This window comes from Streptomyces sp. NPDC085900, from assembly GCF_044540925.1.
Classification (GTDB): Bacteria; Actinomycetota; Actinomycetes; order Streptomycetales; family Streptomycetaceae; genus Streptomyces; species Streptomyces gilvifuscus.
In genome coordinates this window covers 514,174-529,507 of sequence record NZ_JBITSP010000003.1, presented here as the reverse complement: position 1 = coordinate 529,507, position 15,334 = coordinate 514,174, and the positions used below count along the sequence as shown (strand labels likewise).

Annotated in this window: 15 protein-coding genes; 8 read left to right on the top strand and 7 right to left on the bottom strand. The window is 71.4% G+C overall.

What is annotated here, in order from left to right:
• Positions 1-80: 80 nt before the first annotated feature.
• Positions 81-1,235 carry a cystathionine gamma-synthase gene (locus ACIGDI_RS11835; RefSeq protein ID WP_399894185.1) on the top strand — a complete coding sequence of 385 codons (1,155 nt, stop codon included), beginning with the start codon at positions 81-83 and terminating at the stop codon, positions 1,233-1,235.
• Positions 1,236-1,243: 8 nt separating this feature from the next.
• On the opposite strand, the gene ACIGDI_RS11830 is transcribed toward ACIGDI_RS11835, so the two are convergent.
• The 3 genes from ACIGDI_RS11830 to ACIGDI_RS11820 all read right to left on the bottom strand — a co-directional run bounded on the left by ACIGDI_RS11830 (position 1,244) and on the right by ACIGDI_RS11820 (position 2,809).
• Entirely contained in the window at positions 1,244-1,492 is a 249-nt protein-coding gene (locus tag ACIGDI_RS11830) for a hypothetical protein (protein WP_142142156.1), read from the bottom strand.
• A 79-nt stretch (positions 1,493-1,571) separates the two neighbouring features.
• Entirely contained in the window at positions 1,572-2,075 is a 504-nt protein-coding gene (locus tag ACIGDI_RS11825; protein WP_399894182.1) for a sigma factor-like helix-turn-helix DNA-binding protein, read from the bottom strand.
• A 227-nt stretch (positions 2,076-2,302) separates the two neighbouring features.
• Entirely contained in the window at positions 2,303-2,809 is a 507-nt protein-coding gene (locus ACIGDI_RS11820; protein ID WP_200699119.1) for a MarR family winged helix-turn-helix transcriptional regulator, read from the bottom strand.
• A gap of 163 nt (positions 2,810-2,972) precedes the next feature.
• Between ACIGDI_RS11820 and ilvA the strand changes: the two genes are divergently transcribed.
• From ilvA to ACIGDI_RS11805, 3 genes are all read left to right on the top strand, one after another.
• Entirely contained in the window at positions 2,973-4,202 is a 1,230-nt protein-coding gene (ilvA, locus tag ACIGDI_RS11815; protein WP_399894179.1) for a threonine ammonia-lyase, read from the top strand.
• 206 nt (positions 4,203-4,408) lie between these two features.
• The gene (locus tag ACIGDI_RS11810) at positions 4,409-5,425 is read left to right on the top strand and encodes an ATP-binding cassette domain-containing protein (protein ID WP_399894176.1); all 1,017 of its coding nucleotides are present in this window, start codon (positions 4,409-4,411) and stop codon (positions 5,423-5,425) included.
• Positions 5,422-6,279: an ABC transporter permease gene (locus ACIGDI_RS11805; RefSeq protein WP_399894173.1), complete on the top strand. Its 858-nt coding sequence runs from the start codon at positions 5,422-5,424 to the stop codon at positions 6,277-6,279. Before ACIGDI_RS11810 ends, ACIGDI_RS11805 begins: the two co-directional genes overlap by 4 nt.
• A gap of 117 nt (positions 6,280-6,396) precedes the next feature.
• On the opposite strand, the gene greA is transcribed toward ACIGDI_RS11805, so the two are convergent.
• Positions 6,397-6,897 (bottom strand): transcription elongation factor GreA, encoded by a 501-nt coding sequence (gene greA / locus ACIGDI_RS11800; protein WP_200699091.1) that lies wholly within the window; start codon positions 6,895-6,897, stop codon positions 6,397-6,399.
• Positions 6,898-7,064: 167 nt separating this feature from the next.
• Positions 7,065-7,463: a DUF4307 domain-containing protein gene (locus ACIGDI_RS11795; protein WP_351566085.1), complete on the bottom strand. Its 399-nt coding sequence runs from the start codon at positions 7,461-7,463 to the stop codon at positions 7,065-7,067.
• Positions 7,464-7,590: 127 nt separating this feature from the next.
• Here ACIGDI_RS11795 and mca point away from each other — a divergent pair, with 127 nt between their 5' ends.
• Together mca and ACIGDI_RS11785 are read left to right on the top strand one after the other, a co-directional pair.
• Complete coding sequence (mca, locus tag ACIGDI_RS11790; protein ID WP_272175409.1) at positions 7,591-8,472, top strand: mycothiol conjugate amidase Mca; 882 nt, start codon at positions 7,591-7,593, stop codon at positions 8,470-8,472.
• Positions 8,465-8,710 carry a hypothetical protein gene (locus ACIGDI_RS11785; protein WP_200699093.1) on the top strand — a complete coding sequence of 82 codons (246 nt, stop codon included), beginning with the start codon at positions 8,465-8,467 and terminating at the stop codon, positions 8,708-8,710. Before mca ends, ACIGDI_RS11785 begins: the two co-directional genes overlap by 8 nt.
• 48 nt (positions 8,711-8,758) lie before the next feature.
• Here ACIGDI_RS11785 and ACIGDI_RS11780 read toward each other — a convergent pair whose 3' ends face one another.
• Together ACIGDI_RS11780 and ACIGDI_RS11775 are read right to left on the bottom strand one after the other, a co-directional pair.
• Entirely contained in the window at positions 8,759-11,962 is a 3,204-nt protein-coding gene (locus ACIGDI_RS11780) for a tetratricopeptide repeat protein (protein ID WP_399894166.1), read from the bottom strand.
• Between the two features lie 146 nt (positions 11,963-12,108).
• The gene (locus ACIGDI_RS11775) at positions 12,109-12,561 is read right to left on the bottom strand and encodes a hypothetical protein (protein ID WP_399894163.1); all 453 of its coding nucleotides are present in this window, start codon (positions 12,559-12,561) and stop codon (positions 12,109-12,111) included.
• A 115-nt stretch (positions 12,562-12,676) separates the two neighbouring features.
• Here ACIGDI_RS11775 and ACIGDI_RS11770 point away from each other — a divergent pair, with 115 nt between their 5' ends.
• Together ACIGDI_RS11770 and ACIGDI_RS11765 are read left to right on the top strand one after the other, a co-directional pair.
• Positions 12,677-13,318 carry an ArsR/SmtB family transcription factor gene (locus ACIGDI_RS11770; RefSeq protein ID WP_399894160.1) on the top strand — a complete coding sequence of 214 codons (642 nt, stop codon included), beginning with the start codon at positions 12,677-12,679 and terminating at the stop codon, positions 13,316-13,318.
• Positions 13,299-15,329 (top strand): thioredoxin domain-containing protein, encoded by a 2,031-nt coding sequence (locus ACIGDI_RS11765; RefSeq protein WP_399894157.1) that lies wholly within the window; start codon positions 13,299-13,301, stop codon positions 15,327-15,329. Before ACIGDI_RS11770 ends, ACIGDI_RS11765 begins: the two co-directional genes overlap by 20 nt.
• The last annotated feature ends 5 nt before the right edge of the window (positions 15,330-15,334 follow it).

The following is a 15,334-nucleotide window of genomic DNA, read 5'->3' as shown; positions in this document are numbered from 1 at the left end:
CCGAGGGAAAACCCCTCGGTCCCCCCTCCCGAGCCCCGCCGTCCGGCACCTGTCCCGCGAGCGCACTACGCTCGGTCCCCATGAGCGACAGGCATATCAGTCAGCACTTCGAGACTCTCGCGATCCACGCGGGCAACACCGCCGACCCCCTCACCGGCGCCGTCGTCCCGCCGATCTACCAGGTCTCGACCTACAAGCAGGACGGCGTCGGCGGTCTGCGCGGCGGCTACGAGTACAGCCGCAGCGCCAACCCCACCAGGACCGCTCTGGAGGAGAACCTCGCGGCCCTCGAGGGCGGCCGCCGCGGTCTCGCGTTCGCGTCCGGACTGGCGGCCGAGGACTGCCTGTTGCGTACGCTGCTCAGCCCCGGCGACCACGTGGTCATCCCGAACGACGCGTACGGCGGCACGTTCCGTCTGTTCGCGAAGGTCGTCGCCCGCTGGGGCGTGGAGTGGTCGGTCGCGGACACCAGCGACCCCTCCGCCGTACGGGCCGCGATCACCCCGAAGACCAAGGCCGTGTGGGTGGAGACCCCCTCCAACCCGCTGCTCGGCATCACCGACATCGCCGCCGTCGCCCAGGTCGCCCGGGACGCGGGCGCCAGGCTCGTCGTGGACAACACCTTCGCCACGCCGTACCTGCAGCAGCCGCTGGCGCTCGGCGCGGACATCGTCGTGCACTCCCTGACCAAGTACATGGGCGGGCACTCGGACGTGGTCGGCGGCGCCCTGATCGTCTCCGACGAGACGCTCGGCGAGGAGCTCGCCTACCACCAGAACGCGATGGGCGCGGTCGCCGGGCCCTTCGACTCCTGGCTGGTGCTGCGCGGTACCAAGACGCTGTCGGTGCGTATGGACCGGCACAGCGAGAACGCCACCAAGGTCGCCGAGATGCTCACCCGGCACGCGCGCGTGACGCGTGTGCTCTACCCCGGCCTGGAGGACCACCCCGGCCATGAGGTGGCGGCCAAGCAGATGCGGGCCTTCGGCGGCATGGTGTCGTTCCGCGTCGAGGGCGGGGAGGAGGCGGCCGTGGAGGTCTGCAACCGCGCCAAGATCTTCACGCTCGGCGAGTCCCTGGGCGGCGTCGAGTCGCTGATCGAGCACCCGGGACGGATGACGCACGCCTCGGCGGCCGGCTCGGCCCTGGAGGTGCCCGCCGATCTCGTGCGGCTCTCCGTGGGCATCGAGAACGTCGACGACCTCCTCGAGGACCTGCAGCAGGCGCTTGGCTGACCGTCCGCTCACCAGCCCGTGTACGGGGGAGTCGTCTGCGACGGCGGCTCCACCCACGGGCGGGCCGTCAGCGCCCACACCACGAACGCGACGGTCGCGGCACACAGCAGCAGCCACATCAGACGCCGCACGATCCTCCTGCGGCGCAGCATGCGGGCGCCGCGCCGCATGACGTCGTCGTACAGCTCCGGCGGCACGGGCGGGGGTTCCTGCTCCATGAGCCGTCGCGCGGTGGCCTCCCGCTCGGGCCGGTTCACCCCGCACCTCCCCGCAGCGGCGTCCGACGCCTCCTGCCGCCGGCCGCATGCCCCGTGCGTATCCGTCGACACTCGCGCCTCATGACGGCGCCACCTTCGCACCGATCACCGGCGAGGGCCTCTCGCGCGCGGGATGCAGCAGGGACGTCGTGGCGCGGTCGCAGATGGAGCGCACCCGGTCGACCGGGAGACCGAGCAGCGCCGCCGTCTGCTCCTCGGCGACCCCCTCGTACAGCCTGAGGACCAGGATCAGGCGCTCCTGCGGTGCCAGCCCGGCCAGGGCGCTGTCGGGGTGCGGGCGGCTCCGGCCCAGAGCGCCGTACTGGTGCCACGCGGCACGTGCGAAGCGGGTGGCCAGATACTGGCGGGCGCGGTCGTACGGGTCCTCGCCGCGCAGCCGGTCCCAGCACGCGTACGTGTGCGCGAGGGCGTGTGTCAGCAGCCGCCGCGCCCGCGGGTTGTCCTCCGGCAGCTCCGCCGTGAGCAGTGTGGCGGCATGCAGCAGCCGTCCCGCCGCGCCCGCGACGAACGCCTCGAACTCCCGGGCCCGGCGGGCACCTTGGGACACCTGCCGTTGTCGCACCGCGCCTCCCACCCTGACGCGTCCTTGTGAGACCCGGACCCGGCCGCGTACGGCATACGAAACCGTGTACGACGAGGGCCCGATCTCATATGAGGCCAGGGGTGGCCTTTCGGTCAAGAGCCGCGCGCCACGCATATGCGCGCGAGGGGCACTGCCTCAGCGGCGACGGCACCCGCACCGCCTACGACACCCGCACCGCACCCGCACGGCCCAAGGCACCCACGCCGCTACGACGGCTGCGACGCCTCCGGCCCCGGTACCCCCTGCGCGGTCATGCGGGCGGAGAGGGCGGTGTTGAAGCGCGTGAGGAGCGTGCAGAACGCCTCGCGCTCCTCCGGCGCCCAGTCGTGTGTCAGCTCGGCCATCAACTGACGCCTCGAGGAGCGCACTTCTTCGAGCCGCGACTGCCCGCGCGGGGACAGCTGGAGCACCACGGCGCGGCCGTCCTCGGGGTGCGAGGTGCGCTTGACGAGACCGGTGTCGACGAGCGGAGCCACCTGCCGGGTGACCGTCGAGGAGTCGATGCCCATGCTGGCCGCGAGGGCCTTGACCCCCATGGGGCCCTCGTTGTCGAGGCGGTTGAGCAGCAGGTACGCGGCGCGGTCCATGGAGTTGCGCACCTGCCCGACCCCACCGAGCCGGGTCTGTTCCGCACGGCGGGCGAAGACCGCCACCTCGTGCTGCAGCGTGTCGAGGAGACCGGTGTCACCGACGGTCGTCATGTCCATCGACATTTCAGGTGTTGTGGGCATGGCCGGAGGCTCGCTTCATGAAGGTGGTCTGTGAATGGGGGACAGAGTACGCGGCCGGGAGGCGGGCCGTACCGGCGCTGCGCAAACCAGTCTCGGACGTTGGTCACACCGGTCGCGCGCGCCTGTGAACTGCGATGCTTGGGTCATGAGCTACAGCACGGCTGACTCCTTTCGGTCCGTCACCCTCGACGACGTCCGGGGCGCCCAGAAGATGCTCTCGGGCGTGGCGCGGATGACGGCGATGGAGGGCAGCAGGCATCTGTCCCAGCTGGTGGGCGCGCCGGTGCACCTGAAGTGCGAGAACCTCCAGCGGACGGGGTCGTTCAAGCTGCGCGGCGCGTACGTCCGCATCGCCGGGCTGCTGCCCGAGGAGCGGGCCGCCGGGGTCGTCGCGGCGAGCGCCGGCAACCACGCGCAGGGCGTGGCCCTGGCGTCCTCGCTGCTCGGCGTGCGGGCGACGGTGTTCATGCCGAAGGGTGCACCGCTGCCGAAGATCAGCGCGACGCGCGAGTACGGCGCCGAGGTGCGCCTGCACGGGCAGGTGGTGGACGAGACGCTGGCCGCCGCCCAGGCGTACGCGGCCGAGACGGGCGCGGTGTTCATCCACCCCTTCGACCACCCCGACATCATCGCGGGGCAGGGCACGGTCGGCCTGGAGATCCTGGAGCAGTGCCCCGAGGTGCGGACGATCGTCATCGGCATCGGCGGTGGAGGGCTGATCGCCGGTGTCGCGGTGGCGGTGAAGGCCCTGCGGCCCGACGTGAGGATCGTCGGTGTCCAGGCGGAGGGCGCGGCGGCGTACCCGCCCTCGCTCGCGGCCGGGCATCCGGTGTCGATCGAGCATCCGGCGACGATGGCCGACGGCATCAAGGTCGGGCGGCCCGGTGACGTGCCGTTCGGGATCATCGCCGAGCTGGTGGACGAGGTCCGCACGGTCACCGAGGACGAGCTGGCCGCCGCGCTGCTGCTCTGCCTGGAGCGGGCCAAGATGGTCGTGGAGCCGGCCGGCGCGAGCCCGGTCGCGGCGCTGCTGAGCGATCCGCGCGCCTTCGAGGGACCGGTCGTGGCAGTGCTGTCCGGCGGCAACGTCGACCCGGTGCTGCTGCAGCGCGTGCTGCGGCACGGCATGGCCGCGCAGGGCCGCTACCTGGCCGTACGGCTGCGGCTGACGGACCGGCCGGGGGCGCTCGCGACGATTCTCGGGGTGTTGTCAGTGGTCGACGCTAACGTCCTCGATGTGAGCCACATCAGGACCGATCCACGGCTCGGGCTCACGGAGGCGGAGGTCGAGCTGCACCTGGAGACGAAGGGGCCGGAGCACTGCGCCGAGGTCGGCCGCGCCCTCCGCGAGGCGGGCTACACGGTCATCGACTGAGGCGCCGGAATTCGCACAGCCGCAAGGGAAAGACCAGCTCAGGGGCTCTTTGTCACTCGTTCGAGAAAATCCGTTGAGAGACGCGATACATCGCGTTATGGTGTGTCTCGTGACGCTCGCCGTCCCGGCCCGGCATCCGTCGGGCGGAGCAAAGCGCACAAAAAACCTAGGCTTTCCGAAGAATCCCCGACGACGTGGAGACTCATATGCCAGGCGCCATCTATGCCGAAGGTCTGGTGAAGACCTTCGGTGACGTAAAGGCTCTGGACGGCGTCGACCTCGATGTCCCCGAGGGCACCGTCCTTGGCCTGCTCGGGCCGAACGGCGCGGGCAAGACGACCACTGTCCGCTGTCTGACCACACTGCTGCAACCGGATAGCGGCAGGGCCGTCGTCGCGGGCCTCGACGTGCTCAAGCACCCGAACGAGGTGCGCCGCTCGATCGGCCTGTCCGGCCAGTTCGCCGCGGTCGACGAATACCTGACCGGCCGGGAAAACCTGCAGATGGTCGGGCAGCTCTACCAGATGAAGGCCAAGGCCGCGAAGGCCCGGGCCGAGGAGCTGCTGGCCCAGTTCGACCTCGCCGACGCCGCCGACCGCACCGCCAAGACCTATTCGGGAGGCATGCGCCGCCGGCTCGACCTCGCCGCGGCCCTGGTCGTCTCCCCGCCCGTGATGTTCATGGACGAGCCGACGACCGGCCTCGACCCGCGCAACCGCCAGATGCTGTGGGAGGTCATCAAGCAGCTCGTCTCCGGCGGTACGACCCTGCTGCTGACCACGCAGTACCTGGAGGAGGCCGACCACCTCGCCCACGACATCGCCGTCGTCGACCACGGCCGCGTCATCGCCCGCGGCACCTCCGACCAGCTCAAGGCCCGCACCGGCGGCGAGCGTGTCGAGGTCGTGGTGCACGAACGCGAGCTCATCCCCACCGCCCGCGAGGTCCTGGGCGGCTTCGGCAAGGGCGACGTCACCGTCGAGGAGCACACCCGCAAGCTCACCGTCTCCGTCACCGGCGGCGCCAAGCTGCTGGCCGAGATCATCCGTGAACTGGACGTCCGCGGCATCGAGATGGACGACATCGGCCTGCGCCGCCCGACCCTCGACGACGTGTTCCTCTCCCTGACCGGCCATGTGGCCGAGGCGAAGGCGGAGGAGAACGGCGCGACGGCGGACGCCCCCGCCAAGGACCGCAAGCAGAAGAAGGAGGCCGCCAAGTGAGCGCCGTGACCGACGCCGTGCGGGTCGCGCCGACCGGCAACCCCGTCAGCCAGTCCTTCCGGGATTCCATGGTCGTCGCCAAGCGGAACCTGATCCGCATGTCCCGGATCCCCGAGATGATCATCTACGGGCTCATCCAGCCCATCATGTTCGTGGTGCTGTTCACCTACGTCTTCGGCGGCTCCATGCAGATCGGCGGCAGCACCAGCGCCACCGACTACAAGAACTTCCTGATGGCCGGCATCTTCGCGCAGACCGTCACGTTCGCCACCGCCAGCTCCGGCGCCGGCATCGCCGACGACATGCACAAGGGGCTCATCGACCGCTTCCGCTCCCTGCCCATGGCGCGCGGCGCGGTACTGACCGGGCGCACGCTCGCCGACCTCGTCCAGACGGCGCTGACCCTGGTCGTCCTCGCCGTGGTCGCGGTCATGGTCGGCTGGCGGGTCGGGTCGAACGGCCCCACCAACGCCGTCAAGGTCCTCGGCGCCTTCGGCCTGCTGCTACTGCTCGGCTACGCGTTCACCTGGATCGGCGCCCTGATCGGCATGTCGGTGCGCACCCCCGAGGCCGCGACCTCCAGCGGACTGATCTGGCTGTTCCCGGTGACGTTCATCTCCAACGCCTTCGTGGACACCAGCCACATGACCCCGTGGCTGCGCCACATCGCCGAGTGGAACCCCTTCAGCGCCACCGTGCAGGCCTGCCGGGTGCTGTTCGCCAACCCCGGCCAGTCGCAGTCGGGCGCCTGGCCGATGCAGCACTCGGTGTGGGCCTCGCTGATCTACTCGGCGCTGATCATCGTCGTCTTCCGGACCCTGGCGGTACGGAAGTACCGCTCGGCAACGGCGTGAGCGGCCCGCGCGACGACTGATCCCGCGGGTGCGGGTACGACGACGCCCCCGGCGCCATGAGGACGCCGGGGGCGGGTCGAGGGCAGGGTGGCCGCGAGCGGCCCGAAGACCGCCGGGTCAGCCGTTGTAGGGCTCGGCCTTGAGGATCGTCACGGAGGCCTTCTTGCCGTTCGGCAGTTCGTACTCCGCGTCCTCGCCGACCTTGTGGCCGATCACGCCGGAGCCCAGCGGGGACTGCGGCGAGTAGGTCTCGATGTCGGCGCTCGCGTACTCGCGGGAGGCGAGCAGGAAGGTCAGCGTGTCGTCCTCGTCGCCGTCGAAGGCGATCGTCACGACCATGCCGGGCGCCACGGCGCCGTCCGCCGACTCCGGAGCCTCACCGACCTTGGCGTTCTCCAGGAGCTGGGTCAGCTGGCGCACACGGAGCTCCTGCTTGCCCTGCTCTTCCTTGGCCGCGTGGTACCCGCCGTTCTCACGCAGGTCGCCCTCCTCGCGCGCGGCCGCGATCTTGGCGGCGATCTCCGTGCGCGCGGGACCAGACAGGTACTCCAGCTCGGCCTTGAGCTGGTTGTACGCCTCCTGGGTCAGCCAGGTGACGTTCTCGCTGGTCTGGGTCACAGGTGCTCCTCGTAGGTACTGGGAATACAAAGCATCGCCCTACCCAGAAGAATGTTCCTTCACGGAAGGGCGAAACCACGAGCCTAACAATTCAGTGGCCGAAGGGGGAGGACATAAGCCATCAGAATTACGTCGGCGCAGGTCAGCCGCGACGCATCCGAGTGAGGTCAGTCGGCGTGACAGCCCAGCAGCTCGGCCGTGGTGCCCGGAGCCGTCGTACGGAGCGTGACGACCTTGTCGATCCGGGTGGCGCTGCCGTCGAAGCGGAAGTCGGCCCGGCCCACCTCGGAGCCGTCCGCCGCCTGGGAGCGGACCGTGCAGTAGCCGGAGGCGTCGGCGTCCTTGCGGACCTCGAGATGCACCGAGACGGAGCTCTGGTGCGGCTCGAACGTGATCACCTCGCCGCTGATCTTGTTCTGGGCGACGTAGTGGTAGGCGAAATAGCCGACCAGGACGAGCAGGAGGGTCCCGAGGACGGCCCCGGCGATCTTGAGCTTGTGGTCGGCACGCGCGTCCGAGGAGCGGCCGTAGCGGCCCTCGGGCAGCTGAGTGCTCGCCGTACCCATGATCGTCCTCTCCGTGCGGGGCCTGCGGAGCCGGACCCCGGAATTATTCGCCCCCGGATTCGGTCACTATAGAAGCCGCCGTTCGCACCCGAAGACACCGGGGCGCCGACTTTACGAGGATTGAGTCTTGACTGACCAGCTGCGACTGATGGCCGTGCACGCCCACCCCGACGACGAGTCGAGCAAGGGCGCGGCCACCATGGCGAAGTACGTGTCCGAGGGGGTGGACGTGCTGGTCGTGACCTGCACCGGTGGGGAGCGCGGTTCCATCCTCAATCCGAAGCTGCAGGGCGACAAGTACATCGAGGAGCACATCCACGAGGTACGCAAGAAGGAGATGGACGAGGCCCGCGAGATCCTCGGCATCAAGCAGGAGTGGCTCGGCTTCGTCGACTCCGGCCTGCCGGAGGGCGACCCGCTGCCGCCGCTGCCCGAGGGCTGCTTCGCCCTGGAGGACGTCGATAAGGCGGCGGGCGAGCTGGTGAAGCAGATCCGCGCCTTCCGTCCGCAGGTGATCACCACCTACGACGAGAACGGCGGCTACCCGCACCCCGACCACATCATGACCCACAAGATCTCGATGGTGGCGTTCGAGGGCGCGGCGGACACCGAGAAGTACCCGGAGGCCGAGTTCGGCCCGGCGTACCAGCCGCAGAAGCTGTACTACAACCAGGGCTTCAACCGCCCCCGCACCGAGGCGCTGCACAACGCGCTGCTGGAGCGCGGACTGGAGTCGCCGTACGGGGACTGGCTCAAGCGCTGGAACGAGTTCGAGCGCGTCGAGCGCACGCTGACCACGCACGTCCCGTGCGCCGACTTCTTCGAGATCCGTGACAAGGCCCTGATCGCGCACGCCACGCAGATCGACCCCGACGGCGGCTGGTTCAAGGTCCCCATGGAGATCCAGAAGGAGGTCTGGCCGACGGAGGAGTACGAGCTGGCGAAGTCGCTCGTGGACACCTCCCTCCCCGAGGACGACCTCTTCGCGGGCATCCGCGACAATGCCTGACATGAGCGCAAGCGTGAGCCTGGCAGTGACGCACCTCGTCCCCCTCGCCAAGGAGGTGGACGAGAACAAGGTCACCCCCGGCGTCCTCGGTTTCATCGTCTTCGCGGTGATGGCCCTGGCGGTGTGGGGGCTGATGAAGTCCATGAACAAGCACATGGGCAAGGTCAAGTTCGAGGACCCGGCGGACTCCGAGGAGAAGCCCTCCGCGGAGGCCTCCGGCAAGACCTCCTCGAGCTGACCGCCCGGCGGCGACGGGGCTGACGCCCCACGGCGGGGCTGACGGTCGTCAGTCCTGCCGCACGGCCACGGGCACCCCCATCACCTCCCGCGCATGCCGGCTCGGCACCATGCCCAGGCGCCAGGCCTGCCAGCCCGTGTCCAGGTCCACGCCGCGTTCCAGCAGGAGCTGGTAGGCATCGACGTACTCGTCCAGCTTCTCGTCCCGCAGGGGGTGTCTGGTGCGGGACAGCTGGGTGAGTTCCTCCTGGGCGACCGCGGTGCCGATCTCTACGCCGCCGGGAGCGGCGTAGGGCAAGAGGGTGCAGCGCAGGAAGCGGGCCCAGTCCTCGCCGCGCAGGTCGCCGTAGGACGTGAACAGGTCGATCGCCTCGTCGCACAGGGCCAGTGCCTGGGGGGTACGGGCGTTGCCCGCGTCCACGACCGCCAGTTCCAGGCAGGTCCAGGCCTCGCCGTGGGCGACGCCGATGCGCTGGAAGTCGGCGCGGGCGTCGACCAGGAGCTGTCTGGCGAAGCCGGAGTTGCGCAGCGAACCGGTCTGGGCGGCGCGCTGGTCGCGGGTGACCCGGGCCGAGTGGTGGCGGGCGCAGGCCAGGCCGTAGACGTCCCGCATCCGGGAGAACATCGTGCGGGAGCGTTCCAGTTCGCGGACGGCCAGGTCGAGGTTGCCCGTCTCCTCCAGCGCCTGGCCCAGGTAGTAGATCGTCCAGGCCTCGCCGCGGGCGTCCTCGTTCTCGCGGTGGCGGGAGGCCGCCTGGCGCAGGCCGTCCACGGCCGGTGACGGGTCGCCGGCGACGAGGCGGGCGCGGGCCAGCTGGGTCAGGGCCCAGGCCTCGCCGCGGGCGTCGCGGGTGCGGGCGTAGCGGTCGAGGGCCGCGCGCAGCTCGGACTCCGCGCGGGGGACGTCACCCATGCGCAGGGCGAGCTGGCCGAGCTGGAAGTGCGCCCAGGCCTCGCCGTGCACCGACTCGCCCTCGCGGTGCAGGACCAGGGAGCGGGTGAGCAGGTCCAGGGACTCGGCCACCCGGCCGCGGTCGCGCTCCACCGCCGCCAGGGCGTGCATCGTCCAGCCGCGGTCCGTGGCCAGTTCGGGGGCGGACTGGAGGTCCAGGGCCTCGCGGAGCTTGGCCGCCGCCTCGGTCAGGTTGCCCTGGTGGTGGAGGGTGATGCCGAGGGAGCACAGGGCGCGGGCGGCGCCCGCGTCGTGATGCGCCTCCAGGTAGAGGTCGACCACGGACGACAGGGTCGTGCGCGCCTTGTCCAGCTCGCCGAGCTGACGGGCCGCGATGCCGGTGCGCCACTGCACCGAGCGGACCAGCAGACCCTGGTCGACGGCCTGGGCCAGCTCGCTGATCTCGCCCAGGCGGTAGAGGTCGCCGCGCAGCAGGCAGTAGTCGCACAGGGCGCCGAGCAGGTTGAGGACCGCCGCCTGGTTCACGCCCTCCGCGTGCCGCAGGGTGGAGGTGATGAAGCTCGACTCGTCGTCCAGCCAGCGCAGCGCCTCCTCCAACGAGGTGAAGCCGTGCGGGCTGAAGCGGTCCGAGCGGGTCGACATGTTGCCGTCGACCAGGCGCAGCACGGAGTCCGCGAGTTCGGCGTAGTTCACGATGAGCCGTTCCTGCGCCGCCGTGCGCTCCGCCGGCTCCTCCTCGTCGAGCAGGCGGGCCTGGGCGAAGGCGCGCACCACGTCGTGCAGGCGGTAGCGGCTGCCGCGGACGTGGTCGATCAGGCCCGCGCGGGACAGGGCGGCCAGCTGGCGAGTCGCCTCGGTCTCGTCGGTGGCCAGGAGGGCGGCGGCGGCCGCGGCGCCGAGGGAGGCGCGGCCGGCCAGGGCGAGGCGGCGCAGCAGCCGGCGGCACGTGTCCGACTGGTCGGTGTAACGCAGCCACAGGGCGCGCTCGGTCGGATCGACCGGGCCGTAGGCCCCGAGGTCCGTGGCCAGCCGGCGCGGGGAGCGCGGGCCCAGCGAGGAGCCGGCGATGCGCAGGGCCAGCGGCAGCCCGCCGCACAACTCCCGGATGCGCTCGGCGGACTGGGCGTCGTAGGGCTCGGTCCTCTCCTGTGCCGCGGCGTCCAGGAGTTCCTCGGCGCCCGCCGCGTCCAGGGCCTCGACCGGTAGTTCGTGCACCCACGCCTGCATGTCGGAGGGGAGGGCGAGAGGCTCGCGGGTGGTGACCAGGACCAGGCTGTCGGAGCGTTCGGGGACCAGCGCGCGGACCTGTTCGGGGTCGGAGGCGTCGTCCAGGACGACCGTGACCGCAAGGCCCTTGAGGTGCTGGTGGTACAGCTCGCTCAGCCGCTTGACCTGCTGGTCGGGCGATGACCGCTCGCGGAACAGGAGTTGCTCGCGGGGTGCGCCGAGGCGGTTGAGGAGATGGAGCAGGGCATCCCGGGTGGACAGCGGGGTCTCCTCCGGGCTGCCGCCGCGCAGGTCGACGACGCAGGCGCCGCGGAAGTAGTCCTTGAGGTCGTGCGTGGCGCGCACGGCGAGGGTCGTGCGGCCGCTGCCGGGGGCACCGTGCAGCACGACGACTGTCGGCCGGGTCTCCGTGCTCGCGCGGGAGGCCTGCACCCACTGCCGGATCCGGGCCATCTCCTGCCGCCGGCCCGCGAACGAGCCCTCGGGGGAGGGGAGCTGGCCGAACGACTGCTGCAGCACCGTCCGCCCGCGGGCCGCCGCGCTCTTGTCGGCGCCCTTCAGCCGCGGGCCGCTCTGCTTCGGTCCCGTCGAGGCGGCCAGGACCCGCTGCTGGTCGAGGAAGGGGCGGATGCCGCGCACCTCCAGCGCCGTCAGCCACTGCAGGCGCAGCTGCTCGGGGCCGCCCGGCTGGTTGGCGGCGCCCGCGTGATGGTGTGCGTCGGGCAGATGGGAGCCGGCGACCTTGACGACCGTCGTCGCGGCGGCCACGACACCCACGGTCGCGCCCACCCCGACCGCCGTGCCGGTGTCGGTGCCGAAGGCCAGGTCGGCGGCAACGGCCGCGATCGCGGCGACGGCCGCCACCAGCAGGGGAGTTCCGGACCCCTCCTTCGCGTACCGCTGGGCGAAGGTGAGCCGTCCTGCGTCCGCCTCGTCCAGCGCCCGGGTGTACGCCGCGTACTCCTCGGCGGCCGTCTCCGCCATCGCGTCCAGGGCCCCGCGTGCCCGCGACAGCAGGACGGCCCCGTCGGTGCGTCCGCCGGAACGCCGCACCTCCTCCTCCACGGCTCGAGCCAACAGCCGCTCGGCCTCCGCCCGATGGCCGTCCCGCATGTCGCTTCCCCCTCCGGCGGCAACTCCTGTGCCTACGAGTGTCCTTCGCGAGGGACGCGAGCGACAGAGGGCCGCGATCACCGGGGCGATCGACGGGGCGATCACCGGCGCGATCAATGGTGCGATCGACGGAGCGTGAGGGCCGCTCAGGTCCGGGAGCGGCGGTCGGCGACGGCCAGGAACACGCAGACGCAGGCCAGCGTCGCCTCGCCCACCGCGCACGCCAGGGCCTGGGCGAGGCCCGAGCCCGCCGGCGCGGTGGTTATGTCGAACCAGGCGTCCAGGACGGCGACGGCCGCGGTCGCCGAGGCCGTGAGGCGGGCGGCGGGACGATCGCGCAGGCTCAGTACCACCGTCGCCGCGCAGCCCGCCGCCATCAGGACGTCCAGGCCGATCCAGGCCAGCGACCAGTGCCGTACCTCCGTGTCGGCCGGCAGGGTCAGGCCGAGCATCACCGTCCACGGCACCAGCAGCACGGTCGCCGCGCCCAGGAAGACCAGCTTCCACCTCTTCAGCGCCACGACCATCGCGCCGACCGCCATGCCCAGCAGGAGGAGTGTCCACCCCGCCAGTTGCTTCTCGTACGACTGCTTCCTCACGCGCTTCCCCCATTCCGATCCCACGCCCCCACGCTAGACCGCAGAGAAAATTCTGCAAAGAAAAATCGGCAGACATCAGGGTCGGATCAGGGTTGCTCAGGGTTACCGTGGCCGCATGAGCGACCAGGCTGACAGTGGCCGCATGAGCGACGGCAGGACCGGGACCACCGACTCCGGACACACCGGCATGACCGGCCTCGAACGCACCGCGCTGTACAAGTCCCTCGGCAACCCCCTGCGCCGCCGGATCCTCGACTACCTCGGCCGGCACGGCGAGGCGAACTCCACCGTGCTCGCCCGCGAACTGGGCGAGAGCTCCGGGACGACCAGCTACCACCTGCGCAAACTCGCCGAGCAGCGGCTCGTCGAGGAGATCCCGGAGAAGTCGGGCGGCCGGGAGCGCTGGTGGCGGCTGCTGCCGTTCAGCCACACCACGCCCGACCCGGCGACCATGACGCAGGAGGAGTTCGAGGCCGCCCGGCATCTCGCCCTGCTGAAGATCGACGTCGACACCCAGCTCTTCCGCCGCGCCCACGAGGAGTACCGCGGCCCCGACGGCTGGGCCCATGTGCAGCGCCACGGCACCTGGCTCACCAAGGACGAACTCCTCGCGTTCATGCGCGAGTACCGCGCCCTGCTGGACCGTTACGGCCACTCGCGCGAGACCGCCCCCGAGGGGGCGCGCCCGGTCAACATGCGTTTCTACGCCGTGGCCGAGCCCGTGGGAGAGTGGAGGAGTGAACCGACTGGCCCATGAGACGTCCCCGTACCTGCTCCAGCACGCCGACAACCCCGTCGACTGGTGGCCCTGGTCGGCCGAGGCCTTCGAGGAGGCCCGCAAGGCGAACAAGCCCGTTCTGCTGAGCGTCGGTTACTCCAGCTGCCACTGGTGCCACGTCATGGCCCACGAGTCCTTCGAGGACCGGGCCACCGCCGACTTCCTCAACGAGCACTTCGTCAGCGTCAAGGTCGACCGCGAGGAGCGCCCCGACGTCGACGCCGTCTACATGGAGGCCGTCCAGGCGGCCACCGGCCAGGGCGGCTGGCCCATGACCGTCTTCCTGACCCCGGACGCCGAACCGTTCTACTTCGGCACCTACTTCCCGCCCGCCCCCCGCCACGGCATGCCCTCCTTCCGCCAGGTCCTGGAGGGCGTGCGCAGCGCCTGGACCGACCGGCGGGATGAGGTCGCGGAGGTCGCCGGCAAGATCGTCCGGGACCTCGCGGGCCGGGAGATCTCCTACGGCGGCCCCGAGGCCCCCGGCGAGGAGGAGCTCGCGCAGGCCCTGCTCGGGCTCACCCGCGAGTACGACGCGCAGCGCGGCGGCTTCGGCGGCGCACCCAAGTTCCCGCCGTCCATGGCGGTCGAGTTCCTGCTGCGCCACCACGCCCGCACCGGCTCCGAGGGCGCCCTGCAGATGGCCGCCGACACCTGCGAGCGCATGGCCCGCGGCGGGATCTACGACCAGCTCGGCGGCGGCTTCGCCCGCTACTCCGTCGACCGCGACTGGATCGTGCCGCACTTCGAGAAGATGCTCTACGACAACGCCCTGCTGTGCCGCGTCTACGCGCACCTGTGGCGGGCCACGGGCTCCGAGCTCGCCCGGCGGGTGGCGCTGGAGACGGCCGACTTCATGGTGCGCGAACTGCGCACCGAGCAGGGCGGGTTCGCCTCCGCGCTGGACGCCGACAGCGACGACGGGACCGGTAGGCACGTCGAAGGCGCGTACTACGTGTGGACGCCCGGGCAACTGCGCGAAGTGCTGGGGGACGACGACGCCGAACTCGCCGCCCGGTACTTCGGTGTGACCGAGGAGGGCACCTTCGAGCACGGCCAGTCGGTGCTGCAACTCCCGCAGCAGGACGGTCTGTTCGACGCCGAGAGGATCGCCTCCGTCCGGGAGCGCCTGCTCGCCGCGCGCGCCGAGCGCCCCGCCCCCGGCCGGGACGACAAGGTCGTCGCCGCCTGGAACGGCCTCGCGATCGCCGCGCTCGCCGAGACCGGCGCCTACTTCGACCGCCCCGACCTCGTCGACGCGGCCGTCACGGCGGCCGACCTCCTCGTCCGGCTGCATCTCGACGAACACGCCCGCCTCTCCCGTACCAGCAAGGACGGCCAGGCCGGCGCCAACGCGGGCGTGCTGGAGGACTACGCCGACGTCGCCGAGGGCTTCCTGGCGCTCGCGTCCGTCACCGGCGAGGGCGTCTGGCTGGAGTTCGCCGGGTTCCTGCTGGACCACGTCCTGGCCCGGTTCGCCGACCCCGAGTCGGGTTCGCTCTACGACACCGCCGCCGACGCCGAGCGGCTGATCCGCCGGCCGCAGGACCCGACCGACAACGCCGTGCCGTCCGGCTGGACGGCCGCCGCGGGCGCCCTGCTGAGCTACGCCGCCCACACCGGTTCCGAGTCCCATCGCAGCGCGGCCGAGCGGGCGTTGGGGGTCGTGAAGGCGCTGGGTCCGCGGGTGCCGCGGTTCATCGGCTGGGGGCTCGCGGTCGCCGAGGCGCTGCTCGACGGGCCGCGGGAGGTCGCGATCGTCGGCCCGGGCCTCGACGACGACGGCACGAGGACCCTGCACCGTACGGCGCTCATGGGGGATGCCCCCGGCGCGGTCGTGGCCGTGGGGACCCCGGACAGCGACGAGTTCCCCCTGCTCGCCGACCGGCCCCTCACCGACGGTCGGCCGACCGCGTACGTGTGCCGCAACTTCACCTGCGACGCCCCGACCACCGACCCGGAGCGACTGCGCGCCGCGCTGAACGGCTGAGCGGT

Bases quoted from the DNA above. Each gene is read 5' to 3' on its own strand.
- ACIGDI_RS11835 (WP_399894185.1), top strand. From the start codon at position 81: ATGAGCGACAGGCATATCAGTCAGCACTTCGAGACTCTCGCGATCCAC.
- ACIGDI_RS11820 (WP_200699119.1), bottom strand. From the start codon at position 2,809: ATGTCGATGGACATGACGACCGTCGGTGACACCGGTCTCCTCGACACG.
- ilvA (WP_399894179.1), top strand. From the start codon at position 2,973: ATGAGCTACAGCACGGCTGACTCCTTTCGGTCCGTCACCCTCGACGAC.
- ACIGDI_RS11810 (WP_399894176.1), top strand. From the start codon at position 4,409: ATGCCAGGCGCCATCTATGCCGAAGGTCTGGTGAAGACCTTCGGTGAC.
- ACIGDI_RS11795 (WP_351566085.1), bottom strand. From the start codon at position 7,463: ATGGGTACGGCGAGCACTCAGCTGCCCGAGGGCCGCTACGGCCGCTCC.
- ACIGDI_RS11785 (WP_200699093.1), top strand. From the start codon at position 8,465: ATGCCTGACATGAGCGCAAGCGTGAGCCTGGCAGTGACGCACCTCGTC.
- ACIGDI_RS11780 (WP_399894166.1), bottom strand. From the start codon at position 11,962: ATGCGGGACGGCCATCGGGCGGAGGCCGAGCGGCTGTTGGCTCGAGCC.
- ACIGDI_RS11770 (WP_399894160.1), top strand. From the start codon at position 12,677: ATGAGCGACCAGGCTGACAGTGGCCGCATGAGCGACGGCAGGACCGGG.